This is a genomic window from Collinsella sp. AM10-26 (assembly GCF_003472525.1).
GTDB lineage: Bacteria > Actinomycetota > Coriobacteriia > Coriobacteriales > Coriobacteriaceae > Collinsella.
On sequence record NZ_QRMC01000001.1, the window covers coordinates 285,749 to 306,834 of the forward strand.

23 protein-coding genes and 1 tRNA gene are annotated in these 21,086 nt (G+C 57.8%); 6 read left to right on the top strand and 18 right to left on the bottom strand.

All coding sequences use genetic code 11. The features are described 5' to 3' along the window. Positions 1 to 249 precede the first annotated feature (249 nt). Positions 250 to 1,482: a Fic family protein gene (locus tag DW123_RS01235; protein ID WP_117743264.1), complete on the top strand. Its 1,233-nt coding sequence runs from the start codon at positions 250 to 252 to the stop codon at positions 1,480 to 1,482. A 107-nt stretch (positions 1,483 to 1,589) separates the two neighbouring features. Here DW123_RS01235 and DW123_RS01240 read toward each other — a convergent pair whose 3' ends face one another. Next, positions 1,590 to 2,354 carry a DeoR/GlpR family DNA-binding transcription regulator gene (locus DW123_RS01240; protein ID WP_233505086.1) on the bottom strand — a complete coding sequence of 255 codons (765 nt, stop codon included), beginning with the start codon at positions 2,352 to 2,354 and terminating at the stop codon, positions 1,590 to 1,592. Between the two features lie 206 nt (positions 2,355 to 2,560). On the opposite strand from DW123_RS01240, the gene DW123_RS01245 reads away from it, so the two are divergent. Then, positions 2,561 to 3,613, top strand: a complete 1,053-nt coding sequence (locus DW123_RS01245; RefSeq protein ID WP_117763432.1) for an aldose epimerase family protein — start codon at positions 2,561 to 2,563, stop codon at positions 3,611 to 3,613. 188 nt (positions 3,614 to 3,801) lie between these two features. Here the strand turns inward: DW123_RS01245 and DW123_RS01250 are convergent, their stop codons facing one another. Then, on the bottom strand, positions 3,802 to 4,284 hold the full coding sequence (locus DW123_RS01250) for a PTS sugar transporter subunit IIB (protein WP_117876856.1): 483 nt from the start codon (positions 4,282 to 4,284) through the stop codon (positions 3,802 to 3,804). Between the two features lie 157 nt (positions 4,285 to 4,441). Between DW123_RS01250 and DW123_RS01255 the strand changes: the two genes are divergently transcribed. Further along, positions 4,442 to 4,517, top strand: a tRNA-Thr gene (locus tag DW123_RS01255). 198 nt (positions 4,518 to 4,715) lie between these two features. On the opposite strand, the gene DW123_RS01260 is transcribed toward DW123_RS01255, so the two are convergent. From DW123_RS01260 to DW123_RS01270, 3 genes are all read right to left on the bottom strand, one after another. Then, on the bottom strand, positions 4,716 to 5,189 hold the full coding sequence (locus DW123_RS01260; RefSeq protein ID WP_118272994.1) for a YhcH/YjgK/YiaL family protein: 474 nt from the start codon (positions 5,187 to 5,189) through the stop codon (positions 4,716 to 4,718). 202 nt (positions 5,190 to 5,391) lie between these two features. Further along, positions 5,392 to 6,327 carry a hexose kinase gene (locus DW123_RS01265; RefSeq protein ID WP_118272995.1) on the bottom strand — a complete coding sequence of 312 codons (936 nt, stop codon included), beginning with the start codon at positions 6,325 to 6,327 and terminating at the stop codon, positions 5,392 to 5,394. 59 nt (positions 6,328 to 6,386) lie between these two features. Continuing rightward, positions 6,387 to 7,268 (bottom strand): aldose 1-epimerase family protein, encoded by an 882-nt coding sequence (locus tag DW123_RS01270; RefSeq protein ID WP_117743269.1) that lies wholly within the window; start codon positions 7,266 to 7,268, stop codon positions 6,387 to 6,389. A 156-nt stretch (positions 7,269 to 7,424) separates the two neighbouring features. On the opposite strand from DW123_RS01270, the gene DW123_RS01275 reads away from it, so the two are divergent. Further along, complete coding sequence (locus DW123_RS01275) at positions 7,425 to 8,009, top strand: flavodoxin domain-containing protein (RefSeq protein WP_233505087.1); 585 nt, start codon at positions 7,425 to 7,427, stop codon at positions 8,007 to 8,009. A gap of 75 nt (positions 8,010 to 8,084) precedes the next feature. Here the strand turns inward: DW123_RS01275 and nagA are convergent, their stop codons facing one another. From nagA to DW123_RS01315, 8 genes are all read right to left on the bottom strand, one after another. Continuing rightward, positions 8,085 to 9,254: an N-acetylglucosamine-6-phosphate deacetylase gene (gene nagA / locus DW123_RS01280; protein WP_117735494.1), complete on the bottom strand. Its 1,170-nt coding sequence runs from the start codon at positions 9,252 to 9,254 to the stop codon at positions 8,085 to 8,087. A gap of 119 nt (positions 9,255 to 9,373) precedes the next feature. Continuing rightward, positions 9,374 to 10,540: an SIS domain-containing protein gene (locus tag DW123_RS01285; protein WP_117743270.1), complete on the bottom strand. Its 1,167-nt coding sequence runs from the start codon at positions 10,538 to 10,540 to the stop codon at positions 9,374 to 9,376. A 114-nt stretch (positions 10,541 to 10,654) separates the two neighbouring features. After that, on the bottom strand, positions 10,655 to 11,386 hold the full coding sequence (locus DW123_RS01290; protein ID WP_022094608.1) for a GntR family transcriptional regulator: 732 nt from the start codon (positions 11,384 to 11,386) through the stop codon (positions 10,655 to 10,657). A gap of 185 nt (positions 11,387 to 11,571) precedes the next feature. Then, positions 11,572 to 12,654, bottom strand: a complete 1,083-nt coding sequence (locus DW123_RS01295; protein ID WP_055251210.1) for a PTS system mannose/fructose/sorbose family transporter subunit IID — start codon at positions 12,652 to 12,654, stop codon at positions 11,572 to 11,574. After that, positions 12,644 to 13,444, bottom strand: a complete 801-nt coding sequence (locus tag DW123_RS01300; RefSeq protein ID WP_117735496.1) for a PTS sugar transporter subunit IIC — start codon at positions 13,442 to 13,444, stop codon at positions 12,644 to 12,646. Before DW123_RS01300 ends, DW123_RS01295 begins: the two co-directional genes overlap by 11 nt. Positions 13,445 to 13,534: 90 nt before the next feature. Further along, positions 13,535 to 14,017: a PTS N-acetylgalactosamine transporter subunit IIB gene (gene agaV, locus DW123_RS01305; protein WP_089572404.1), complete on the bottom strand. Its 483-nt coding sequence runs from the start codon at positions 14,015 to 14,017 to the stop codon at positions 13,535 to 13,537. 36 nt (positions 14,018 to 14,053) lie between these two features. Then, positions 14,054 to 14,335 carry a preprotein translocase subunit YajC gene (gene yajC / locus DW123_RS01310; RefSeq protein WP_117735497.1) on the bottom strand — a complete coding sequence of 94 codons (282 nt, stop codon included), beginning with the start codon at positions 14,333 to 14,335 and terminating at the stop codon, positions 14,054 to 14,056. Further along, the gene (locus DW123_RS01315) at positions 14,335 to 14,778 is read right to left on the bottom strand and encodes a PTS fructose transporter subunit IIA (protein ID WP_117735498.1); all 444 of its coding nucleotides are present in this window, start codon (positions 14,776 to 14,778) and stop codon (positions 14,335 to 14,337) included. Before DW123_RS01315 ends, yajC begins: the two co-directional genes overlap by 1 nt. A gap of 705 nt (positions 14,779 to 15,483) precedes the next feature. Here DW123_RS01315 and DW123_RS01320 point away from each other — a divergent pair. Both DW123_RS01320 and DW123_RS01325 read left to right on the top strand, forming a co-directional pair. Beyond that, on the top strand, positions 15,484 to 16,122 hold the full coding sequence (locus DW123_RS01320) for a DUF2975 domain-containing protein (RefSeq protein ID WP_118272996.1): 639 nt from the start codon (positions 15,484 to 15,486) through the stop codon (positions 16,120 to 16,122). Positions 16,123 to 16,131: 9 nt separating this feature from the next. Beyond that, positions 16,132 to 16,368, top strand: a complete 237-nt coding sequence (locus DW123_RS01325; protein ID WP_118272997.1) for a helix-turn-helix transcriptional regulator — start codon at positions 16,132 to 16,134, stop codon at positions 16,366 to 16,368. Positions 16,369 to 16,480: 112 nt separating this feature from the next. Here the strand turns inward: DW123_RS01325 and DW123_RS01330 are convergent, their stop codons facing one another. From DW123_RS01330 to DW123_RS01350, 5 genes are all read right to left on the bottom strand, one after another. Continuing rightward, a complete protein-coding gene (locus DW123_RS01330) occupies positions 16,481 to 17,575 on the bottom strand; it encodes a hypothetical protein (RefSeq protein WP_118272998.1) in 1,095 nt (364 codons plus the stop codon). A 126-nt stretch (positions 17,576 to 17,701) separates the two neighbouring features. Further along, positions 17,702 to 18,787 (bottom strand): isocitrate/isopropylmalate dehydrogenase family protein, encoded by a 1,086-nt coding sequence (locus DW123_RS01335; protein ID WP_118272999.1) that lies wholly within the window; start codon positions 18,785 to 18,787, stop codon positions 17,702 to 17,704. Positions 18,788 to 18,793: 6 nt separating this feature from the next. Beyond that, the gene (locus DW123_RS01340) at positions 18,794 to 19,492 is read right to left on the bottom strand and encodes a hypothetical protein (protein ID WP_118273000.1); all 699 of its coding nucleotides are present in this window, start codon (positions 19,490 to 19,492) and stop codon (positions 18,794 to 18,796) included. A 15-nt stretch (positions 19,493 to 19,507) separates the two neighbouring features. After that, entirely contained in the window at positions 19,508 to 19,936 is a 429-nt protein-coding gene (locus DW123_RS01345; protein WP_118206488.1) for a hypothetical protein, read from the bottom strand. 5 nt (positions 19,937 to 19,941) lie between these two features. After that, positions 19,942 to 21,021 (bottom strand): NAD(P)-dependent oxidoreductase, encoded by a 1,080-nt coding sequence (locus tag DW123_RS01350; RefSeq protein ID WP_118273001.1) that lies wholly within the window; start codon positions 21,019 to 21,021, stop codon positions 19,942 to 19,944. Between the last annotated feature and the right edge of the window lie 65 nt (positions 21,022 to 21,086).

Here is a 21,086-nt window from a genome sequence, read left to right on the forward strand (position 1 = left end):
GTATTTCGGCCCTAGCTGTTACAGATTTAGACGAACGGGTGGCCCGGGCCGAACAATCTCGATCTGTAACATGTAGACCACTTTTGACCGTCTAGATGTTACAGATCAAGACAATAAGATAGTCAAATCCAAACTTTCCAAGCAGTTATGAAGCATGGTTTCTAGTTTTCGGTATCACGAACATACTTTCGGTATCATTTAATGATATTATGATATCGAAAGTGTGTTCGTGATACCGAAAGGAGCCGCATGCGCCAGTTCGATTACACCACAGTCCCAGCGGAACTCGAAGCAACTCCAATCACCAACCTCCTCCTCTCGATACGCGAGCATAAAGGCCGACAGCTTGCTCTGAGTCAAGTCAAACCCGAACTTCTATCGTCCCTTATGGAGGAAGCTAAGATCCAAAGCACCCAATCCTCCAACGGACTTGAAGGAATTGTTACCACCCAAAAAAGACTCAAAGCGATCATGGCGTATTCCGCCAAGCCAAGCTCCCGCGCAGAGGAAGAAATCGCTGGATACCGAGATGTGCTGTCGCTTATTCACGAGCAACACGATTCCATTCCCGTAACGCCATCGGTCATTCTGCAGTTGCATCGTGACCTCATGGTACACACAGCAATCTCGTATGGGGGCCATTGGAAAGATAGCGATAACGAAATCATCTCCATCGACGATCAAGGCAATCGATTTGTGCGCTTTAGGCCGCCTTCGGCCCTAGCAACCCCCGGACTTATCGAAGAAGCCTGTCGGTCCCTCAACGACGCCTTATCTCGTCAAGTTTGCGACCCCCTCCTTATATCATTCCGCTTCATCTTCGATTTTGTCAGCATTCATCCCTTCAACGATGGCAATGGCAGGATGAGCCGGCTCCTTACAACGCTGCTACTCGAAAAGACTGGATACGACGTTGCGCGTTACATCAGCATCGAACGACTTATTGAAGACAACAAGGCGCTCTACTACAACGCCCTCGCTGCAAGCTCCGCTGGATGGAATGAAAATCAAAACACCGAAGCACCCTTTATCCGTTTCATGCTCGGAACAACCCTGGCCGCCTACCGACAGCTCGAGCAGCGTACCTTAATTGAATCAAGCACTCGTCCCATGTCGAAGCAAGCGCGCATCGCCGTTCTATTTCAACAGAGACCCGGTGTCATTAAGAAATCCGACATCCGATCCAACTGCCCCGATATCAGCGAGGTTACCGTTAAACGAACCCTCGGTCAGCTTGTTAGTTGCAGCGCAATCGAAAAAACAGGAGCGGGTCGTTCGACGGGCTACATACTCAAAGACGTCCATGCTCTAGAACTATTCTTGCAATCCACATTACCCGATAGCGAGGCCGCAATAACAAAAGAGGCTCCAAAGGATAAGCTCCTTGAACGTGTAAACCACGCCGAGGATGAAAGCAGAGAGGGGCTCTATGAAGACTACGATTCATTCTCAAGGGACATAAAGACGAAATACGGAGTCTAGTCATATCCCAGAATAGCCTCATCCTTGTTGCCCAAAGTTATTTACGCGTCATTGTAAAGCGGTACCCCCGCGCCGGCAGGGGGCAGATGTATCGCTTGCAGCGCTAGCTAGCAAATGACCTGCGTGAGTTCCTCGATGGCGGCGCGATCCTCGGCGGCGATGCCCGGCTCGCACACCACGGCGTCCAGGCTGTCCAGACGGCAGAAGGTGTAGAAGTCGCGCTTGCCGATCTTACTGGAGTCGGCGATCAGATAGCGCGAGTCGGCCTTGCTAAAGGCGAGCTGCTGGATACGACCCTCATCCATATTAGACGTAGACACGTCGCCATCCAGAATGCCGTTGGCGCCGATAAACGCCGCGTCGATACCCAGTGCACGCAGGGTATCCTCGGCCGTTGGTCCCACAAAAGCGGCGGTACGGCGACGGTACATGCCGCCCACTAGGCACAGGTCGCAGTCCTCGCGCGCCTCGAGCAGGTTAAACACCGAAAGCGAATTGGTCACGATGCGCAGACGAAATGCCGGCAGCATCGAGGCCATCTGCTCAACCGTGGTGCCCGTACCCAAAAAGATGGTCGAGCCTTCCTCGATAAGCTCCACGGCGCGGCGCGCGATCTGCAACTTTTCCTCGGCATGCTTGGTGCGCTTTTCGCTGTGCGAATACTCATGGCGCAACATAGCATGTGGACGGCCCTGCGCACTGCGGGCTCCACCGTGCACGCGCTCGATCTCGCCCAGGCTCGCAAGCTCCTCAAGGTCACGACGAATCGTCATATCCGAGACACCTAACGCATCTGAGATCTCCTTAACCGAGACCGTGCCCTGCTCTTCGAGCAGCTGACGAACCCTATCCTGTCGCTCTGCCTTAATCACGATGAATCCTCGCCGTTCTTTGCGCGCATATCATTCAAACAGTAACGAACAAATTGTATCAGACTCGTGCGCGTCAAAAATGAACGCCCGCACAGCTCCAATCATCACTTTTTTGAGAAAAATACCCCCTGCTTTAGTGGGGTGTAGTGATAATCTCGCCTGTTCGCGCTACAGTTTGTCCGAAATATCTCGATGTTAGGAACCAAATGATCACTTCCGAGCTTTTCGGCACCGCGCCGTGTGGTACCCCCGTTCATCGTTACACCCTCAACGGGCCCGAGATCTGCGTTCGCATTATGGACTATGGCGCCACCGTGTTGGGCATCGACGTGCCCGACATCCCCGGCAACGTGCGCGATGTGGTGCTGGGCTTCGATAAGCTCGAGGATTACTTTGACAACCCCGCTTGCTTTGGCGCGACTATCGGCCCCGTGGCCAACCGCACCGCGGGCGCCACGATCACCATCGACGGCACGGACTGGCATATGCCCGCCAACGAGGGCGCCAACAACCTGCACAGCGATCTTGAGCATGGTCTGCACAAACGCGTATGGGATGTTGAACTCGACGAGGCCCACAATGCTGTGCGCATGACCACCTCGCTTAAGGATGGCGAGCTTGGCCTGCCCGGCAACCGAACCTTTACGGCCGTGTTTACCGTTACACGCACCGGCGTCTTTCGCATCGAGTATGGCTGCGAGAGCGACCGCGCCACCTACGTGTCCATGACCAACCACACGTACTTTAACCTTGCCGGCCATAACGCCGGCATGGACTGTGAGCACTTCTTTGTTGCCAACGCTGCCAACTACCTGCCCATCAACGAGCAGAACATCCCCACCGGCGAGATCACTCCGGTCGAGGGCACGCCGTTTGATTTCCGTGAGCTGCGCCCCGTCGCGCCCGGCATGGAAGCCGACGACCCGCAGATTAAGCAGGCACGCGGCTACGACCACTGCCTGTGCATCGATGGCTATCAGTACGGCCGCAACCTGCGTCGCGCCCTGCATGTCGAGGAGATGTGGACCGGCCGCGAGCTGAATTACTACACCACCGCACCGGGCGTTCAGCTCTACACCGGTAACTGGCTGGGCGACGAGCACGCCAAGGACGATGCCAACTATGGTTGGGGCGCCGGCTTTGCCCTCGAGGCAGAGATGTACCCCGACACGCCGCACCAGCCGCTGTTCCCGCAGGGCATTGTGGGCCCGGGTCACCCCTACAGCAATGTGATCGAATACCACTTTATGAGGCACTAAGCCCACAACGCTACATATCGCACACCAGCGCCCGCCGGCACCGCCGACGGGCGCTTTGCTACCTAGTCATTGGAGACAGTCTTCACTGCCAGACGAGAAGGACTGTCCCAATCTGCCGGCACTTGGGGACGTTCCTAAAAGGCCGGCACAAAAGGAACGTCCCCAAGTGCCAAGGGTGTCCCCACTGACTAGTTGAACAGATTGCCGATGGGGTCGGGGTCGGAGCTGGGGAGGTAGCGAATTTCTAGCTCTATGCCGACCTTTTGCAGCTCTTTGAAGGCAGCGACGTCCTCCTCGCCCACGGCAACTGCGGACGTCACGGGGCGTCTACCCTCCCCTGCCTGCATATGACCAATGCTGATCTTGCTGATCGGCACACCGCCCTTAACCAGCGCGAGCGCATCGGCGGGTGAGGCCACCATAATCAGAATCCATTGGCGCGGCGTTGCGGTATGAATGATGTCGATGGTCCTTTGCACCGAGAAAAACCGCGTCCACACACCCTCGGGCGCCGCGACCCTCATAGGCGCCCACTTGCGCGAATCAGCCGCAATCTCGTCGTTGACGATTAGGACGAGGTTGGAACCCACAGCCTCGTTCCACAGCTCAACGTCTTGCCCGTAAATAAACCGATCATCGATACGTGTAAGAAGGATCCTGGGTTGAGCCATGGCAGCCCCATTCTGTTTGAGACCCGTAAGAGCAAGACATCGCGTTTCCAATATTAGTGCATTTAAAGTGAGAAAAGCCGTCAGAACACTTGCGCGGATTTGCGATGTCCCGTATCATAGACAGCCGTTGACGCCTCAGTTGCGTCACCACATGGCCGCCAGCGTAGCTCAGTTGGTAGAGCACCGCTCTCGTAAAGCGGGGGTCACCGGTTCGAGCCCGGTCGCTGGCTCCATTGCACAAGATAGCCGCCTTCGGGCGGCTTTTTTGTTGCCGATTTTGAGTGCGCATACGCCAACCCAAGCATCACCACGTCGATCTCTTCCTGCTCAAAAACAGAAAGCCCCGCCAACCGCAATCCCCAAGGGAACTGCGATTAACGGGGCTCAAACGCGCTCCCCAAGGGGAATCACGCTAGTTCACGAGCAGCTCGCTACTCTTCCCAGTAAGCATCTGCAAGCAGCTTAAAGCAAATCTTCTTGACCGGCTGTGCGCCATCGCCCGGGAACTCAAGCGTGGGCATGTGAGGCTCGCCGGCAACGAACAGCGCAAACTTGTCGTCGGCAAGATCGCCGGCGATCGAAGCGTCGGAATCGACCAGATCGTAGTCGTCCTTCTCGTCAAACTCCTGAACCAGCGTCAGGCTGCCCGTGGCGACCTTAAAGGCCTCGCGACCCTCGACGTCGATCTGCAGGTCGTGATAGCGCTGATGCGTCTCATAGTGAGCCTCGGCCTCGGGACGCGTCGTGGGAGCCATGGCGTTCGCAAAGACCTTATCGCCCAGAATCGGATGGCTGCCGACCTCGAGCTGCGCCGGGTCGTTCTCCTCGAGCCAGTCAATCAACACGTCGAGGCCCTTGAGCATTCCGCGGTACTCCTCGATATCGCCCAATGCACCGTAAATCATCTAAATCCCCTCTCGGATCGTTTTTTGGCAGCTACTCGGTAAATGCGTTACCGACGCTGTTGCCACACACATACGTCTCGACCAGGGTAAGGTCGGGATTGAACACGACGGGGTCGGCGTCGCGTCACGGCATATGCTACTGCACTTGCCGTCGATTCCAATCAAAAGCAGGCGACCAGTGCCGGTGTCGCAGCACAAGCTCTTACAGCTCGGTCACCGTAACGCCGTTGTAGACCTCGTCCCAACGATCCATGACCAAGTGGCCAGTCATAGGATCCATGGCATTGAGCTTGCCGCAGGTGTTGGCGGTACGCAGCACCGTCTCGTCGTCCGCGCCAGCAGCAATGGCATGCGCGAAGCCAGCGATAGTGGAGTCACCAGAGCCCGTGGCGTTAACGGCAGGGATATCGGGCGTCTTTGCGCGGAACGCACGGCCATTGTGGAAGCCAACGGAGCCGGCAGCGCCCATGGACACGACGACCCAGGGGATATCGGAGAAGCGGGCATCAGAGGCGAGCGCGGCGCGGAGCTCGTCCACATCGTCGGTGGTAAAGCTCGTACCCAAAAGGCCGTTGATCTCGGTCAGGTTAGGCTTGACCAGCTCGGGCTTAATTTCGGACTTAAGGGCGGCCTCAAGCGAAGCACCCGAGGTATCGAGCAGCACCTTGGCGCCGGCGTTCTCGGCAATGCCCGTGATCTTGGCGTAGTAGTCCGCCTCGACGCCGCGGGGCAGCGAACCCGAGATGGTAACGACATCGGCCTTGCTCGCAAGCTCGGCGAACTTGGCGGTAAAGGCATCGAGCTCCTCGGGGACTATCGTCGGGCCGCTCTCGAGCAACTCGGTCTGGTTGCCAGCATGAAGGATATTGAGGCAGATACGAGTCTCGCCCTTAATGGGCACAAAATCATTCTTAATACCGTTGACATCCATGAGTTCCGCCATATAGGCGCCCATGTGGCCGCCGAGCAGACCGGTTGCCACAACGTCGTCGCCCAGCTGACCCAGCACACGGGCCACGTTGAGGCCCTTGCCGCCGGCGGTCTTTTCGGGCGTCACACGGTTGACGTCGTCGATAACGAGCTCATCGAGCTGATAGCGCGTATCGACAGACGGGTTCATCGTAACGGTGAGGATCATTTTTAGCTCCTTATCTCGCAGGCTCCTTGTGCCTCGCGATACGAGTCGACAAAACGGAATTACAGAATCTCGATCGTGAACGAGCGCACGATGGTTTCTTTGGGCTTGGCGATCAGGCAGCCGCGCTTATGCTCAAGCACGTCATCCTCATCGGAACAGGTCGAAAGGCCACCCCAGGGCTCAACTGCCACAAAATCACCCTCGGGCTTACTCCACACAATAAGATACGGGAAGCCCTCAAAGCTCAGGCGAACACCCTTGTCCTCGCCCTTCTTGGAAAGCGTGACCTGACGGCTCTCGAGCACGTCAAAGATGGTCTCCGCAAAATCGAAGAGCTCATGCGACAGAGGCAGCGTCTTTCCCACCATGGGATTCTTGGAACGCCTGTCCACATCGATCAATCCAGTCGAGGGAACGGCAGTGCAGAGTTCCGCAGCCTCGTCCTTCTCAAAGCGCAGCTCGTAGTCCGTATAGGCCTCACCCTCGTCGAGTGGGCACCTAAAGCCAGGATGTCCACCGATAAAGAACGGCATGTCCTCGGTGCCCTCATTGGTGACCTCATAGGAGACACGCACGGCAGCGTCCTCAAGCGTATAGCGGGCGACGAGCTTGAACGGATACGGATAATCTTTCAGCAATGCAGCGTTATCCTCGGATGCCAGACACACAGCCAGCTCGTTCGTGCTTTGGCTCAGCAGTTTCCACTCCTGCTTGCGCGCAAACCCGTGACGGGCGAGCTTCACATGATGCCCGGCGAACGTCATGGCGCTGCCGTCGCGCAGACCTCCGCAAATCGGGAAGCAAATCGGCGCCTGGCCGGACCACACGGCAGGATCGCCCTGCCACAAATACTCGCGACCGTCGGCCTCAATCGAGGTAAACGAGCCGCCGGCTGTGGAAACCTTGATAGAGATCGAATCGTTGGAGAGAGCGTATTCCATTGCCCATCCTTTCGAACAACTGCTTTTTGCTCGCAAGTACCCGTCTCGGCCCTAACCAAAGGACAAACCCGCATGTTCATCGATGCGTCCGGTATCCCAGCCATGCAACGGGGTACCATACAGACATTGACGTCATTACAGCTGAAAGGCCTTCTTATGCGAACCATCATCCTCTACGCCTCGCGTCACCACGGCAATACGAAAAAGCTCGTGGACGCCATCGTTGAGGCGCACCCCGAGATCGATACCCTCGATGTAAAAACGCTCGGAAAAAACGAGTATCCCGACCTGCACGAATATCATCTAATCGGTGTCGCTACGGGCATTTATTACTCCGAGATCGACAAAGATATGGCACGCGTGCTCACCAACGTGCTGCAGCCGCAGGACAAGGTGTTTGGCCTTATGACCTACGGTGGCAAAAACAAGTGGTACGGCAAGGATATCGATGGCATCTGCCGCATGAGACAGGCCATATTTATGGGCGTCTACGGCTGTCCCGGTTTTGACACGTGGGGACCGTTCAAGATTACCGGCGGCGTCCAAAAGGGACACCCAACCGCCGAGGAAATTAAGGGCGCCGTCGATTTCTTCGACAAAATCGAAGACGAGTACGGCGATATCATCGTCGAAGAGTATGCCAAGCGCGAGAAGCGTCTAGCCTACGAAAAGGAGCATCCTGCGGGAGGTCTTGTGGCCGGCGTCAAGCGCACAGCAAAGAAGATCGCTAACAAGCTGTAACTGTGAAGGTGCTTTTGAGCGTTTAACCCATACGGCGGGTCCGAGCAGATTCGGGCCCGCCGTCTTTTTCTATCGTTACTCGGTAAAGGCGTTGCCGACGCTCTGGCCGCCAACATACGTCTCGACGAGGGTGAGCTCGTGGTCGAATACGACAAAGTCGGCATCGCGACCCGGCATAATGCTGCCGCACTTATCCTCGATGTGCGCGGAGCGAGCCGGCACCTCGGTTGCCATGCGAATGGCGATATCGGCGCTGGCAATGCCCCAGTCGACAATGTTCTTGACGCCCTGGGCAAGCGTGAGCACCGAGCCGGCAATGCTCTTGCCGTCGGCGAGCCAGCACAGGTTGTCCTTCATGATAACGTCCATACCGCCACTGGTGTAGCTGCCCTCGGGCATGCCGCCGCAGCCCAAGCAGTCGGTGATGAGCACCGTATGCTGCCAGCCCTTAGCCTGCAGCAGTGCCTTGATAGCGGCGGGGTTCACATGCTTGCCGTCGCAGATAATCTCGGCGTAGGTCTCGGGGGTGGTCATAGCAGCGCCCACAACACCGGGCTCGCGGTGATGCAGACCGCGCTGGCCGTTATAGGTGTGCGTAAAGCAGCTAGCACCGGCATTGATGGCGGCGACGCACTCGTCATACGTGGCATCAGAGTGACCGATGCTGGTCACGACACCCTTAGCGTTCAGGGCGGCAGCATAGGCAGCAGCACCATCGCGCTCGGCGGCCATGGCGCTCTTAACGATACGTCCGCCGGCAGCCTCCTGCCACTGGTCGAAGACCTCCTCGGAGGGGTCGATCAGGTAAGCGGGGTTCTGTGCGCCCACGTGCTTCATGGTAAAGAAGGGGCCCTCCAGGTAGATGCCCTGAATGCGAGCACCGCAGAAGTCGGGGCCGCGGCCCTCGTCAGCCTGGGCAATAGCGGCACAGGCGTCCTTGATCTGCTCGACGCCATCGGTGAACGTCGTGGGCAGCCAGCTGGTGGTACCGCGACGGGCGAGCTCGGTCGAGCTGATATCGATACCCTCGGGATCGTTGTCAGTAGTTGAGTGGTTGTAGAAGCCATGGATGTGGGTATCGACCATACCCGGTGCGATCCACGATCCCGTGTAGTCCTTAATCTCGCAAGAGGGCTTGTCGGCCTGCCAGGCGCCAAAGACGCCATCCTCGACCATAAGATAGCCGCCCAGCTGCGGACCTGCCGGCAAGAAGAACTTGTCAGCCTTAATTGCGTACGTGCTCATATGCACTCCTTGCTTCTAAAGCAGTTGACTGTGGTGATGCTTATACCCGGTCCTAGTAAAAACAGAAAGCGCCCGCCCGCCGTTATGAGCGGACGGGCGCCCTTACAGGGGGGACGCGATTAAGCGGTGAAGGGGTGAATCGTCACGCCCTTAACCACGCGGTTGACCGTGCCAGTGGGGCTCGGCGTATCGGGCGTGTTGCCCACGCGCACGGAGTTGAGCAGGCTGATGGCCTGGGCAAACATCACGAACGGCAGGGCAAGGTAGCCCTCGGGGAGTGCCTCATAGCCCTTAAAGGTGAAGGACTCGCCCTCGTAGACGGTAGCACCATCCTGCTGAACGGCAACGGTGTGCTGAGCGATCTCGTCGCCACCGATCTCGTTGAGGATGTCGATATCGTACTGACGGGTGTAGGCATCGTTGTTGACGAACACGAACACGAGGGTCTTGTCGTCGACGAAGGACTTGGGTCCGTGACGATAACCCATGGAGGTGTCGTAGGAAGTAGCGACCAGACCGTGAGCGAGCTCGAGGATCTTGAGCTGGCTCTCCTGGGCAAGGCCACCGAAGGAGCCGGAACCCAAGTAGGTCACGCGGTTGAAGTCGCCAGCCAGGTAATCGGCGACCTCGGGCTCACGATCGATGACCTCCTCGCCCATCTTGGCGATGGTCTCGACCCACTCGGCCTTCTGCTCGTCGGAAGCCTCGTCAAAGATGAGGGTAGAGAGCAGGGTCATGCAGGTGTAAGAACCGGTCATGGCGAAGCCCTTGTCGTTGGCGCGCGGGATGAGCAGCGTCAGCGCATTGGGATCATCAGCGGACTCGACGGCGAGCTTGCCCTCGGGAGCGCAGGTGATGTTGAGGAACTTGACGTTGTGGACGAGCTCCTTGGCAACGGCAACGGCGGCAAGGCTCTCGGGGCTGTTGCCAGAGCGGGCAAAGGAAACCACGAGCGTGGGATCCTCGGCGCGCAGGAAGTCGCGCGGGGCGCTCACGATGTCGGTCGTGGCGATGGGCTTAAAGTCGTAGAGATCAGTGTTGCCAGCGTGACGCAGGTACGGGGCGCAGGTATCGCCAACGTAGTCGGACGTACCGGCACCGGTGAAGACAACGGACAGACGCCCCTCGCCCATAGCGCGAGCCTCGGCCAGGAAGGCCTCGATGGCCTCCTTGTTCTCGCGATAGATGTTGAGCGTATCACGCCAAAGCTCGGGCTGCTGAGCAATCTCGGCCGTGGTGATCTGGGCGCCGAGCTCGGTGAGCTCCTCGACACTCTTCTCGAACATTTCTAATACCTCTCTCTAGAAGTAATCCTCTGACGTGCAATTATACACTTCGGTTGGTTATCTGGTAGTAACCAGTTAAATGCAAAGAATCACCATATGGAAACGATGCGAGCACTAGTTACTGCGCTGGTGGTAAACCTTGTATTTAAACTGATCGGCACGAGCAACCGAGAGTGTGTACTCCACTACCTCGTTTGACTCGTTATACGTAGTCCTGACCAAATCGAGCACAGGCGAGCCCTCGACAATTCCCAAAAGGTGGGCATCGGTGGGACGGGCTATGCTCGCATAGAACTCCTCTTCGGCCACGCGAATCTTTTGCTGAAAGTCCTGCTCAATCACATCGTAAAGCGGCTTACGCTCCAGCAGCGGTCGCTTTAGGGACAGAAATTGACGAACCGGTAGATAGCTGCGTTCGACCATCATGGGCATGTTGTCGGCAGAACGAAGGCGCTTGAGCTTAAAAATGCGATCACCGATGCGCAATCCCATATGCTCGGCCAGATTCTTATCGGCCTCCATCTCGCAAAACTCGAGAATCGTGGTCTCGGGTTCTCGACCCATCGCGCGCATCTGCTCGGTAAAGCTGTAGGACTGCATAAGATTGGTTGCCTTTGCCGAACGGTCGGTCACAAAGGTACCGCGACCGTGCTGCCGAACCACCAGTCCTAAACGCTCCAGTTCCTGCAGAGCCAGGCGTACCGTTGTGCGCGAGAGACCATAGCGCTCCGAAAGTTCGCGCTCGGAAGGAATCATGTCACCGGCGCGATATTCATGGTCAATCTTTTCGGTCAGAATATCGACCAGCTGATCGTACAGCGGTTGCTTACGCGCTCCGATCGCCATCCTATCCTCCCTTTTGCTCGAATTCGGCTAACTACCTAGGGTGTTATGCATTATCTGTCTGCCACACCCGAATCATTAAGAAAACAAAAGCCGCGCGCTCTTTCGAGCACGCGGCTTTTAACATACACATGGCTTAAGGGGTCGGGGTGTGAGCCGCGTAGGGACACACCCCTCAAGCTAGAGCCTTACCAGATGCTCGGCCAGAGACCAAGCGGGCCAGCGCCCAGGATGCCAAGGACGAAGAGCAGGAGAATGCCCTTGGTCGGGGTCCAGCTGTGCTTAGCAAACATGTAGTAAAGCAGCAGCGTAAGCATAAGCGGGACGAGCTTCGGGACGATGGTGTTGAGGGTGTCGGCAACAGAGAAGTTGACCGGATCCTCGGTAACGGTGCCGTAGGTCACGGACTCCATGCCGTTGCCCAGATCGGTGACGCCGCACTCGACAGCGTTGCCGTCGGCATCGGAAGCGGTAAGGGCGTTGCCGTCCTTATCGGTCATGGCGATGGTACCGGCCTCAGCGGTCTCGGTATCGATGCCCTCCATACCGGTGAAGTTCTCGGCCTCCTTCTCGGAGACAATCACGGTAGTAGCGGAGAGGCCGCGGGTGGTGCCGTTGGGGATCTGGAGGTTGATCTGGGTGCCACCCATGGTGACGACCAGGCAACCGACGACGAAGACGCCCATGATGGAAGCGGCACGCGTGAAGGCCTGCATGTTGGCAGTCAGAGCGTCAATAGCGCTGGTGCCAAGCTTGTAGGACCAGTTCATGAGCCAGAAGCGCAGAGCGAACTGGACGACGTTGAAGATCACCAGGAAGATGATCGGCGCAGCGGCGTTGCCGTTGATGGCCATGTTGGAGGTGATGCCGGCCGTGATAGGCACGAGCGTCAGCCAGAACAGGGCGTCACCGATACCACCGAGCGGGCCCATTGCGGCGACGCGGACGGCGCGGATCGTGGGGATGTCAACCTTGTTCTGCTCGAGCGAAAGCACGATACCCATAACAAAGGTGACGAGGAACGGGTGGGTGTTGAAGAACTCCAGGTTGTGGCTCATGGAAGCCGCGAGGTCGTTCTTGTTGGTGTGGATCTTCTCCAGACCGGGGATGATGGAGTAAAGCCAGCCAGCAGCCTGCATGCGCTCGTAGTTGAACGATGCCTGCAGGAAGCAGGAGCGCCAAGCCATCTTGTTGAGGGTCTTCTGGTCGAGCTGCGGAGCAGGAGTGAGATCCTCGTAGTGCTCCGGGATCACATACTCATTAGATGCCATCTTCGAAGTCACCTCCGTCAGAAACAGCTGCACCCTTCAGCTCGGTCTGCTGCTGGAAGTCCCAGAAAGCGATGCCGAAGCCGATGAGAGCGAGGATGAGCAGAGCAGGGGTTGCCAGCGAATCGTTGGCAACGGTGATGAGCGCGAGGCCAAAGCCCATGAGGAAGAAGCCCCACATATCGCGGTTCATCATAACCTTGAGCAGGACGGCGAAGCCGACGAAGCGCATCATGCCGCCTGCAGCGGACAGACCGGTCTGCAGCCAAGTCGGGATGGCGGAAGCGATGGTCTGACCAATGGTAGCGCCAGCGATGAAGAACAGGGTGACGACGACAGCGAAGATCAGGCCGAGCAGAGCCATGGCGAAGTAGTTCAGGCGCTCGATGCCCTTGGTGTCCGCGTTATGAGCCATGTTATCGGCCGTGGACATAAGCGGGGACATAAGCGTGAAGACCAGGGTAACGCCGAGCTGACCAAGCAGAGCGAACGGAATGGCAAGGCCGACTGCCGCGTTGGGCTCGAGGCCCGTGGCGATAGCGAGAATGGCTGCCATGATGCCGCCAATGACGGCGTTAGGCGGCTGAGCGCCTCCGATCGGCATGTTGCCAATCGTCATGAGCTGATAGGTACCACCCACGAGAAGACCGGTGTTGAGGTCGCCAAGGATAAGACCGATGACGGCGCCGGTGACGATGGGCTGATAGAGAGACTCGAGGAAGTCAAACTGGTCGATTGCCGCGATGAACGTAACAACGAAGACCAAGGCGACCTGAATGATCGAGAATTCCATCTTGCTCCTCCTTTCAAAATGTATGTACGCACTTTGGATTTCACGTACAGAACGTCAGGGTTTCAATCCTGACAACGTGGATCACGAGGATTACGAGAAGAGCTTGCTCGTGTCCTCAACAGGCGTGCTCGGAACGCGCCTGATCTCCAACTCCACCCCCAATTCCTGCAGCTCTTTAAACGCAGCGACATCCTCGTCGTTAACTGCGACGGAGGTGGCGACTTGGCGCTTTCCTTCCGACATGTGCATGTTGCCGATGTTTACCTTCTTTATAGGCACACCGCCCTTGACGAGCGTAAGCACGTCTTCCGGTGTTTCGGCCACGATGAAGATCTTCTGGCGCGGGCTCGCCTTGCCAATGACGTCGATGGTCTTCTGCAGGGAGAAGAAACGCGTAGCGACGCCGGCGGGAGCGGCCATCTTCATGAGGTTCTGGCGCATGGTGTTGGTCGACACATCGTCGTTGGCGACGAGGATGAGGTTGGAGCCCAGGGTGGAGTTCCACTGGGTAGCGACCTGACCATGGACCAGTCGGTTATCGATGCGGGTAAGAAGAATGTTGGGTTCTGCCATGTTGATCAGCTTCCTTTCGTTATTTGCTGACGACAGTTACTTGATCTCCTGAATCGCGTAACGCGAAACATCTACGACGGCACCGGATCGGACTTTGATCTGGACCTTTTCGCCTTCGATGCCCTTGACGGTTCCGTAGATACCGCCGGCGAAAAGAACCTCCTGACCCGGCTTGAGCTCGGTGTGCAGCTCCTTGAAGTACTTCTGCTTCTTCTTCATGTTGATTTGCGACCAGATGGTGTAAATCACACCCATGATGGCAAGCAGGCCCAAAAGAGCTACCGAGGAACTCAGAACACTGGCTCCGAAATCGGCCATTAGATGCCGTCCTCGTCGCCGAAGATATCCTCTTCATCGGAGCCGGCAACGGATGCGACCGTCTGGGCGGTGATGCCCGTCTGGCCAACAGTCACGGCCTGCTCGCCAAGCTCGGCGAGCGTGGCGTTACCGCGGAGGAACAGAAGCTCAATAACCATGGGAAGGTTGGCGCCAGTCAGAACCTCGACGTTGTCGACATCCTGGGCAATCATCATCGACTGATTGAACGGAGTACCACCGAGCAGGTCGGTAAAGACGAGCACGCCATCGCACTCCTCGCGCATGGCGGTAATAGCGGCGCGGAGATCCTCACCGTAGGAAGCAGCCTGGTCGCCCTCAAAAGGAACGACGGTAAAAGCGGGCTGGTCGCCGGCAACCATAGCGATAGCACTTGCAAGGCCGGGTGCGAACTGTCCATGACCGGTAAGAATAAAGCCAACCATTCAAATTTCCCTTCCGAAGGTGTGTACGATCTGAGTCCGATGATGTTCGGAAGCCAGCGGGCGCTCGCCCTTAAAGCTTCTTAGAAAGCGTTCTTTGAAGACCAGTGGTCTCTCAACTGGTAGTAACCACGTGACGTGTTGTTGTCACTATATCACCACAGAAGAGGTCGCTTTCGTTGATTCATACAGTAAAACGTTTTTGCACCGTTCACGGTGATAAATCGACCGTTTACCGCTCGTTAACACTTCTACCTGCGGTTTTGAAACCGTTTCGAAATGCGTTGGCAAAAGATCGGATCTTTTTCTGTGTCTAAACAACGTAGGGCGGCTAAATATAGCGTGTAGGAAAAATGCAGGTCATTGTGAAGATTTGTGAATTGGTCTTTTTGACTTAATACCAGTTAGAACCAGTTTAGAAATTATCGGTGAACGGTAGTTTTTGACCGTTCACCGGTTATTTGCAATCGTTTGCAGCCGTTTTCCCATATGAATTAGGGAGACCCGATGAAGCATTTGCGCGATTGCAGGAAATATCGTTCTTTGTCCACCCCCCCCCCGCATTCCAAACTCCCATTCCCTGAATATGCCATAGCTCTCACTATTCGTCTCACAAACATTACTTACTCTAATCTGTAATTGTTTATCGTTTATCATTAAGTATGATATAAGATACAAGTATCATCCAAGACATTGGTTGGAGGAGCTATGGTCCGCTGGAACGTATCCAAATCGAATGAAGCCATCGACCGTGAACAGGCAATCGCCAAGCTGAGGAAGCTCACTCGCTACTGCAAATGGGGCACAATCTGCACCATCGTGGCGCTCGCTCTGGCACTCCTCGCAGTCATTGCAATCGAACTTCTACTCATATTGCCTAGCCTCTCCCAAGGGTTTTGTCTCCAATCCGTAGAGCTTGAGGCTGGCGAAGGGCCAATTCTCGCTCCCGTCGGCGCCAATGAACAGACCCCTCTTATGCTTGTCGGGCACGACGGTCATACTGTCATAGGGACCGCCATGATGACATGCCTTGCGTTTGCCATCGTGCTAAGCGCATACAGGTTTTTCTCCGCCATTGAAAAGGCGGGCAGGCCCTTTGACCTCGAATGCCTCCGCATACTACGTCAAATAGGACATTTGTTCCTTATCGGCGGCGCCGCCGTGAAACTTTTTGGTGCCATAGTCACGGGGCTAATACTCTCAGGATTTGGCGGCAGCTTTACGGATGCGCTTGGCGGCCAGCTGCTCGACGCCTCTATGCTCTTTGCAGGCCTGATTATTAGCCTGATTGCCAGCGTCTTCCAGTACGGGTGTATCCTGCAAATACAAGATGACGAGTTGCTCTAGGGGGAATCCATGATTATTCTGCGGCTCGACCGCATGCTCGCCGAACGCAAGATCTCATCCAAAGAACTTGCGGAACGCGTGGGTATCTCCCAGGTCAATATGTCGCGTATCAAGACGGGCAAGGTTTCTGCCGTGCGCTTTTCAACTCTTGACGCGATATGCCGGGCACTCGACTGCCAACCGGGCGATGTGCTGGAATATATGCCTGACGATGAAGCCGATAACCTCTTTGGACTTCAAGCTTAATAGGCATAATGTAACCACCAGCGCCCAAACGCAAAAAGCCCGCTAGAACGATGTCCGTTCTAGCGGGCTTAATCAGTTATATCGGCTACGCGCTCGGTAGCTCAGGCAGATCTTATGCGAACAGGCCGTAGATGCTGATGTTGGCCTTGGCGTAGAGGCCGTTAGCATACTCGGTCCACTTGGAGCTGGCGCTCGAAGCCTGCGAGGAGTACTGCTGGTAGGCGGTGTAATAGGCGGTCATGGCCTGCTTATAGGTAGCGCTATCGGCCGTAAAGGCATCGTCGGCAAAGGCCTTAGCGTAGGTGCTATCGGCGTCCTTCCAGGTGCCCTTTGAGCTATCCCACTCGTCGCCGGCAAGGTTGATGATGTAGTCGGCGTAGTCCTTGCTCGCGGTCTCCTCGTTGCCGTCAGCAGGCTCGGTCGGGGCGGTCGGCATGCTTGCGGAGCTGTCGCCCACCTTCTTCTTGTAGAGCTTCTGCAGCGTCGCGGACTGACGAACGATCTGCTTGGCCTGGTCCTTGGACACGCCATACTGCTTGGCCATGGTGTCGTAGTCCGAGGTGCCGATAGAATCCTCGGCGTACTTCTTCATTTCCTTAGAAGAGACGGTAATACCCTCGTCCTCGGCAGCATCGAGCAAAATCTTGTTGCGCACGTAGGACAGGATGACGTCGGCAGAAGGAGCCGTGTAGTTGCCGTCGCCGTCCTTGACGGTGTCGAGGCTGTACTGGCTCTCGATGGCCTCGCGCGCGGTGATGTCACTCTTCTTGCCGTTGTAGCTATAGCTTGCCACGGTCGAATCGAGCTGGTCCTCGGTCAGGGTCGCCGAACCGACACCCTTGCCGCCAAAGCCGCCATTGCCAATAAAGAAGCCGACCACGGCAGCGATCACAACTGTAACCACGAAGGCGGCGATCATCGTCTTCTTGTGCTTGGATGCATGGTCGTCTTCCTCGGAACCCAGAATATCGTCATCCTTGTCCTGGGCCTCGGGCATCAGATTCTCGTCAGCGGCATCTGCGGCGATCTGAGCCTCCAGACGGGCGTCCTCCTCCTCGGCCGTCGTACCGGCGGCAATGTGCTCGGCAGACGTACCGGCGACCAGATCGATCTTCTCGTCCTCGTCACCATTGGGGCCTTCGCCGCGCTCGATGATCTGGATGCCGTCGATCTCGTCCTTCTCGTCTTTCTTTTGAATCAAACCCATATCGGTTACTCCTTGTTAGGAAACATAGTCCCCAATAGAATACGCCCGACGGAGCGCCGGGCGTATTGATTCTTAGGTTATACGCAAACACTTAAGTACTATTTAGGCGTTTGCAGCCTGCATGCCTTAGACCAGGTGCGCGATAACGGCATCGGCGAAGGCCTGCGTACCCACCGCACCCTCGACGGAACCGGTCTGGGCACGACGCACGTCACCGGTAACTTGCTCGCCCTCGTCGAGCGTGGCAGATACGGCGGCACGAATGCGATTGGCCGCATCGTTCTCGCCCAGATGATCGAGCATCATGGCAGCAGAGAGAATTTCTGCCGTGGGGTTAGCGATATCCTGGCCGGCGATATCGGGCGCGGAGCCGTGCGTTGCCTCGAAGATGGCGCAGTCGGCACCGATGTTGGAGCCGGGGGCCATACCCAGGCCGCCCACCAGGCCGGCGCACAGGTCGCTCACGATGTCGCCGTACAGGTTGGGCAGCACCAGGACATCGAAGTCGTTGGGGTTCTGGACCAGGCCCATGCAGGTGGCGTCGACGATCTTGTCGTTGAACTCGATGTCGGGATAGTTGGCGGCCACCTCGCGCGCAACGCGCAGGAACAGGCCGTCGGTCGCCTTCATGATGTTGGCCTTGTGCACGGCCGTCACCTTTTTGCGGCCGCAGCGGCGGGCGTACTCAAAGGCGTATTCCACAATGCGGCGGCTCTTGGCGATGGAGATGGGCTTGATCGAGATGGCGGAATCAGCGGCGAAGGTCTTTTGGCCCGAACGCTCGACGAGCTGCGAGAGTTCCTCGACCTCGGCAGCACCCTCATCGAACTCGATACCGGCGTAAAGGTCCTCGGTGTTCTCGCGCACGATGACCAGATCGACGTCGCGGAAGCGCGAGCCGTCGCCCGGCTGCGACAGGCAGGGGCGCACGCAGGCGTACAGGTCGAAGTGCTTGCGCAGGGCCACGTTGACGCTGCGGAAGCCCGTGCCGACCGGTGTGGTGATGGGGCCCTTGATGGCAACCTTAGTCTCGGCAACCGCATCGAGCACATGCTGGGGCAGCGGCGTGCCAAACTCGTCCATGACGCCGGCGCCGGCCTCCTGGACGTTCCAGTTGATCTGGACACCGGTGGCCTCGACCACGCGGCGCGTGGCCTGCGTAATCTCGGGACCGATACCGTCACCGGGAATCAGGACTACATCGTGCGCCATAATCTGTTACTCCTCGTCTTCGGCGTCGTCAGATTTTTTAACGCTAGCACGCTTCTTCTTTTTGGAGAGTTCCAGGCCAAAACGTTTAACAAGCATTTCGCAAATCTCGCTCGAACGGGCCTTGAGATAGCTGCCCTTGCCGTTCTCGGCATCGAACTTAAGGCGCAGTGCGAGCTTGTCGGCGACCTCGGCGTCGATCTCGCCCTGGCCGAACTCGTACAGGCAGCCGAGCATGTCGCGATACTCGAGGTCGCCGTGATAGCACTGGATGGCCTCGTCCAGGATGGGCCAAGCCTCGCGCGAACGCTCGACGCTCGTGGCGCCCCATACGCACAGCAGGCGGAAGGCGGCATAGCGCAGCGTGGAGGAAATCTCGTCGAACAGCGCGGTCTCGGCACCCTCAAAGGCATCGCCCAGCTGCTCGGGGCAGGTGGTGGCGAGCGCCGCCAGGGCATCGAGAGCCTCCCAGCGGGTCTGCGCCTCGGGGCGGTCGAGCGCCTCGATCAACGCGGGCACGCAGGGCACGACGCGCTGCGGATCGCGCTCGGCAAGCAGGTGCAGCACGCGGGCGGCAAACTGGCGCATGCGGCGCGTGGGGCAGCCGAGCTCCTGGACCAGTCGGTCGACGGCGTTCTCGTTCTCCTCTGCCAGCTGAAGCTGTGCCAGCTCCTCGTCGGTGAGCTGTTCGTCTTTGTTTTCTGCCATAGTTACCTCTTCTTACTATTTCTTTGCGTGCTTGCCAGCACCCTTGCTGTCATCGGTGACCGAGATGAGCTGTCGGTCGGCCGCACCATTGCGACGCGCACGGCGGCGCTCCTCGGCGTCACCCGCGTCGGCGGCGGCGCGATGGGCCTTGTTGACGTTAAAGACCTCGTCGTGCTTGCGCCACGGACCGACGGACTCGCCAAAGCTCATCTTAAGACCGGCGATAAAACCGCCGAGCCAGCCGATCGGCGCAAACTGCACCAGCGGGAACAGTGAGAACACCCAGGTCAGCAGGACGACTGCCGCCGCTCCTGCAAAGTTGGCAATCCAGTAGTCGCGCTTGGTGATGACGCGCTTTTCGCAGGCCCACTGGCCGCACAAAAAGCCAATGTAGATCGCAAAGATAAAGAGCACCAACGCAAGCACCACGAACGTCCAGCTCATGGGCGCTACTCCTCGTGATGGTGGCCGCAGCAGCACTCATGGCCGTCATCGTGACCGTGACCGCCGCAGCACTCGTGGTCCTCGCCGTGGTGGTGGCCACAACCGCACTCATGCTCGTCGCCGTGCTCGCCGCAACCGCAGCCCTCCTCGTGAGCACCATGCTCCTCGGGACGATACTGCGACCAGTCCAGTCCGGCGGCGATGGCGTCGGCCTCCTCCTTGTAGAGTACCGTGATGGCCTGGGTGCCCAGCTTGGCGCCGCCGATGGCGTCGAGCATGTCGTAGAGCGTAAAGGCCACGTCGGCGCCGGGCAGCGCAAGCTCGCGATCGTCGGCATAGGCGAGCGCCAAACGCAGGTCCTTAATGAAGTGCTCGACCATAAAGCCGGGCTTGTAGTCGCCGTCGAGCGCCTTGGGCGCCAGGCTCTCCATGGCACCGGACTTGCCGGTGCCGCCCAGGATCATCTGACGGGTCTTCTCCAGATCAAGGCCGCTCAGCTCGGCAAACGCCAGCGCATCTGCCATGCCGACCATGCAGGCGCCCAGCGACACCTGGTTGGCGAGCTTGGCAGCCTGGCCCTTGCCGGCGCCATCGAAGCAGCAGATAGTTGCCGCAAAGGTGGAAAGGATGTCGCGGACCGGGGCGATGTCGTTCTCGGTGGCGCCCACGATGGCCGTGAGCGTGCCGGCGATAGCACCGGACTCGCCGCCGGTGACGGGGCAGTCAAACGCCATGCGGCCGGAAACCTGGGCGGCCTCGGCAATATCGCGCGCGAGCTCGGGCGAGCTCGTGGTGAGGTCGATCAGGACCGCGCCGGGCTTGGTGCACGCGAGCAGGCCGTCGCCCGCCAGGTAGAGCTCCTCGACCTCGGAGGGATAACCCACCATGGTAAAGACGACGTCGGCGTTCGCCACGGCATCGGCCGGCGTATCGGCCCAGACAGCGCCGCGCTCGATAAGCGCCGCGGCCTTGGACTTGGTACGGTTGTTGACCGTGACGGGATAGCCGGCGTCCAGAATGTGGCCGGCGATGGGGGCACCCATAATTCCGGTGCCAATAAATGCGACAGAGAGCTTGTTTGCCATGAAACCTTTCCTTTTGGGTTGGGTGTTATTACCAGGTTGAATACTCGGTGCCAGCGTTTGGGCTG